The 3874-nt window shown below is 71.6% G+C and carries 3 protein-coding genes; all 3 read left to right on the top strand.

Annotated elements, in window-relative coordinates; translation table 11 throughout:
- The first annotated feature begins 125 nt into the window (after positions 1 to 125).
- On the top strand, positions 126 to 917 hold the full coding sequence (locus GWI24_RS41730) for a hypothetical protein (protein ID WP_210951230.1): 792 nt from the start codon (positions 126 to 128) through the stop codon (positions 915 to 917).
- Positions 892 to 2418: a hypothetical protein gene (locus GWI24_RS41725; protein WP_210951229.1), complete on the top strand. Its 1527-nt coding sequence runs from the start codon at positions 892 to 894 to the stop codon at positions 2416 to 2418. The genes GWI24_RS41730 and GWI24_RS41725 overlap by 26 nt, the downstream gene beginning before the upstream one ends.
- Before the next feature lie 43 nt (positions 2419 to 2461).
- The coding region (locus GWI24_RS41720; RefSeq protein ID WP_210951228.1) for a hypothetical protein at positions 2462 to 3874 on the top strand (1413 nt) is incomplete at its 3' end.

Raw genomic sequence — 3874 nt, 5'->3', positions numbered from 1 at the left:
GGGTCCTGGTACCAGCCCGACGTCTGGCTGCTGGCCGACGACGACAGCGCCCGGACGGCCACCTCTCGGGCGCTGCACATACTCGAACGGCAGAACACCGACCGCGTCGACGGGAGGACCTCGCGATGACCGTCCGGACCGTCCACAGCCCCGCTCCGGAGCACCCGGGCGCCCGGCGGCGCCGGAACCGGCGGCGTGCGCTCACCGCCGCGCTGGCGCTCGCCCTGGCGGCAGGCGGCACGGCCTGCGGCTCCGACGAGCCGTCACGCTACTCCCAGACGTGCGGCGTCGTGGTCGACGGATCGGGCTCGGCGGCCGCCTCCCGGACCGGCTTCGACGCGGAGGCCAAACTCAAGGCGACCCTGCAGACGTTCCTGGCGGACAAGAAGTGCCGCAAGACGTCCTTCGCCCCGATCACCAAGGTGTCCGAGGCGTCCAAGTGCCAGGTCAGCCCGCTGGATCTGGATCCGAACGCCTCGAAGACCGCCGACCGCGAGCGGACCCGCACCACCATGCGCGCGGTGGCCCTCTCCAACGCCCTGAAGCTGCTGCGCTGCGCCCAGAAGGAGGAGCCCGGCTCCGATGTGCTCGGGGGCCTGTCGCGCATCGGGCTGTCCAAGCCGTCCGGCGACGACGCGTCGTTCGACGTCCTGGTGGTGAGCGACTTCGACCAGGGCGACACCGACTTCCGGCTGGGGCGGCAGGACCTGTCCACCGCCGCGAGCCGCCGGACCGTCATCGACGACTTCCTGAAGTCGCACGGCAGGCCGGAGCTGTCCGGCGCCGACATCTACCCGGTGGGCTACGGCATGAAGTACGGCACCGACACCTCCCGGTACGAGCAGTTCAACTCCTTCTGGACGGAGCTTCTGGAGGGGAGGGTGAAGGCACATGTCCACACCACCTACCGCCGGTGACGACGAGGCGCCGCGGCGGCTGAGGCTGCGCCGCCGCAGGGTTGACGCGGACCGCGGGCGCCGCGGGGGACGGACTGCCGCACGGCGGTTCCCCGACGGGGCGCTGCCGCAGCCCGAGCCCGTCGCCTCGGATGTCATCCGGGCCGGTGACAGCGCCTGGCTGCTGGACCGGGCGCGCAAGCACGGCGCCTCGGCGGCCTCGCGGAAGGTCTTCGACCCCTGGGTGCTGGCCGGCCCCGACCGGGTGCCCTACTTCGCCGAGCTGGCCAGTCTGCGCAACAAGGTCAGACACCGGCTCGCCGAGGAGCAGGCCCGGGCCGAGGAGGACGGCGCGCTGGAGGCGAGCCGGGTGAGGGCGGCCGCCACCGCAGCCGGAGTGCGGCTGGAGCGGGCGGGCCGGCGGCGGGCCGCCCTGGAGCAGCGGCAATCGGTGACCACCGACCAGCTGGACCGGCTGGCGCGGCGGGCCGACCGATGGCAGACCTTCCGCGACACCGTACGGGGCGGTTTCGAGCGCCGGTGGCTGCGTGCCCGTATGCCCGCCGACGCCGACGACGCCACCGGTCCCGAACGCCCGGGCGCCACGCGGCCCGAGGACGAGCCGGAGACCACCGGTGGCCACGCCCGCTGGCAGGCGGTGTCCGACCACGATCCGGTGGCGGAGGCGGACGCGGCACAGCGGGCCCTGTCCACCAGGGCGGCGTGGGAGGGCGCGGCGGCGCGCCCCGGTATGCCGCGCTGGATGAAGTTCGGGGTGCTGGCCGCCCTGATCGTGGTGGAACTGCCCGTCTACTACTCGGTGTTCGAGAATCTGCACGGTGTCGGGCGGTTCGCCGATCTGCTCTCCTACAGCCTCATGGTGGCCGTGGCGGTGGCGATGATCCTCGCCCCGCATATCGCGGGCTGGATGCTGCGGCGCCGCTCCGCCACCGGCGCGGTCCGGCTGTCGTCCGTGCCCGCCCTCGCCCTGCTGGGCATATGGGCGTACGGCGCGTGGGCGTTGGGGGATCTGCGGGCCAAGGTGGCGTTCCGGGAGGAGCCTCCGCTGGATCTGCCACCCGATGTGGCCGCGGTTGTCGGGGACAGCGTGAGCAACCCACCGAGCCTCATCGAGTCCCTGCACCTGGACCCGCACAGCGTGTCCTGGATGTTCATCGCGCTGCTGCTGCTCTCCGGTGGCATCGCCTTCCTGATCGGGCTGGGCGAGGAGCATCCGTATCTGGCGGCGTACCGGACCACGTCCGAGCGGCTGCGGGAGCTGGAGCAGGACATCGAGACGGATCTCGCCGGCTCCGAGCGCGCCAGAGAGGCCGAGGCCACCGTGGGCGCCCGCGCGGGCGCCCGCCGCGCGGCCCATGAGGAGCGGCTCTACGCGGTCGACGAGCTGTACGAAGCGGCGGCCCACGCCTACCTGGACGGCGTGGCCATGGAGTCCGGCGATCCGGCGGTCACGGAGGCCGCCATGCGGCTGTCCAGTCAGTGGCCGCTGCTGCCGCGCTGAGGCCATGCGGCACACCGAGAAGACACATGGAGACCCACGGGGGGTGGCGATGGAGCCGACGGCACCGTCGCAGTACATACTCATCACGCAGTGTCTGCAGAACGACTTCTTCCTGAACCTGGACTGCCAGTTGTCCCTGCCGGACAGCGCGGTCTCCAAGCTGCTGCTGGACAGCGAGAGCGGTGTGTCCCTCCGCACGGAGGGCCACCGCCGGGTTCTGTCCGAGGCGGAGCTGCGCCGTTCGCCACTGGCCCGCTTCCTCGACGCCACCGTGGGCTCCCGGATGCGCGGACACGGGGACGGGGTCCTGCATCTGATCAACATCCGTGACTGGCATGTCCCGGGAGAGGCGTACGACCTGGAGCGCAGGCAGTACGGGGCGCATTGCGAGGCCGGCACCTGGGGGGCGGCGTACGTCGACGGGCTCACGGACCTGCTGGCCCCGGATCTGCGCGCGCCCGCGGACGCCGAGGACGGCTGGGGCGGGAGACTCCGCGTCCACCATGTGCGGTCCAACACGCTCTTCGACTTCCAGCACAGCTCCGGCGGACGTCCCGACCTCAGTGAACCCGCGCCGCTGACGACGCTGCTGGACGGTCTGCTGGGCGACGGACGGCAGGAGACCACGCATGTCGTGGTGATCGGTGTCCTCACCGACATCAAGGTCCAGCTGCTGCTGACCGGTATCCGCTCCCGCTACGACGTGCGGCAGCTCGTCGTCTCGGACGCGCTCACCGCCAGCAGGACCCTGGAGCGCCATCTGACGGCCCTGGACTTCTGCCAGCGTGTGCTGCACACCGAGGTGATGACCGGTCTGGCGGAGCTGGCCCGTTTCCTGGGCTCGCGGCCGGACGACGACCGGCGGCTGTCCCGTGGCGGGGACGCGGAGTTCGTGGGCTACTCCTCGTACATCCAGGACAAGCAGGGCATCCTGTCCTACGAGGACGCCAGGATGCGGGACTATCGCATCCAGACCGCCGAGCGCCTCCGACGAGCGCAGCACACGGTGGGCTTCGCCAGCAAGTTCCTGCTGGGGCTGGGCACCTGTCTGCTGGCCGGCGCACTTCTGCTGTCGCTCGTCGGGGTCTTCCTCCCGAACCGTATCGGGTGGCAGAGCCCCGCCGTGCTCGGCGCGCTCGGTGTGGGGCAGATCGTCACGTTGTTCTTCGCCCGGCCGGTCCGATCGGTGCAGGACGCGCTGGCGGAGGAGACCCGCTACCGGATGATCCTGGAGAGCCGCAGTCTGAAGGTGGCCCTGGCCCGCTTCCACATCACCACGGCGGCCGCGCTCAGACGGCATGACGATGCCGAGGGCCAAACCGATGCCCTGGCACGGCAGTTGGAGATCCTGGAGAAGATGGACACGGCCGATTTCGAACAGCTGAAGCAACTGGGGGTGGACCCGCGCACCGAACCGCCCGGGGCGGGCCGCCCCCGCGGAAGGAGCCGCTCCCAG

It is taken from the genome of Streptomyces sp. MK37H (genome assembly GCF_018035285.1).
In the GTDB taxonomy this organism is placed as follows: Bacteria; Actinomycetota; Actinomycetes; order Streptomycetales; family Streptomycetaceae; genus Streptomyces; species Streptomyces endocoffeicus.
This window is presented reverse-complemented; position numbering and strand designations above follow the sequence as displayed.

What these genes read in the sequence shown, in the direction of transcription:
- GWI24_RS41725 (WP_210951229.1), top strand. Translation starts at nt 892, where the DNA reads ATGTCCACACCACCTACCGCCGGTGACGACGAGGCGCCGCGGCGGCTG.
- GWI24_RS41730 (WP_210951230.1), top strand. Translation starts at nt 126, where the DNA reads ATGACCGTCCGGACCGTCCACAGCCCCGCTCCGGAGCACCCGGGCGCC.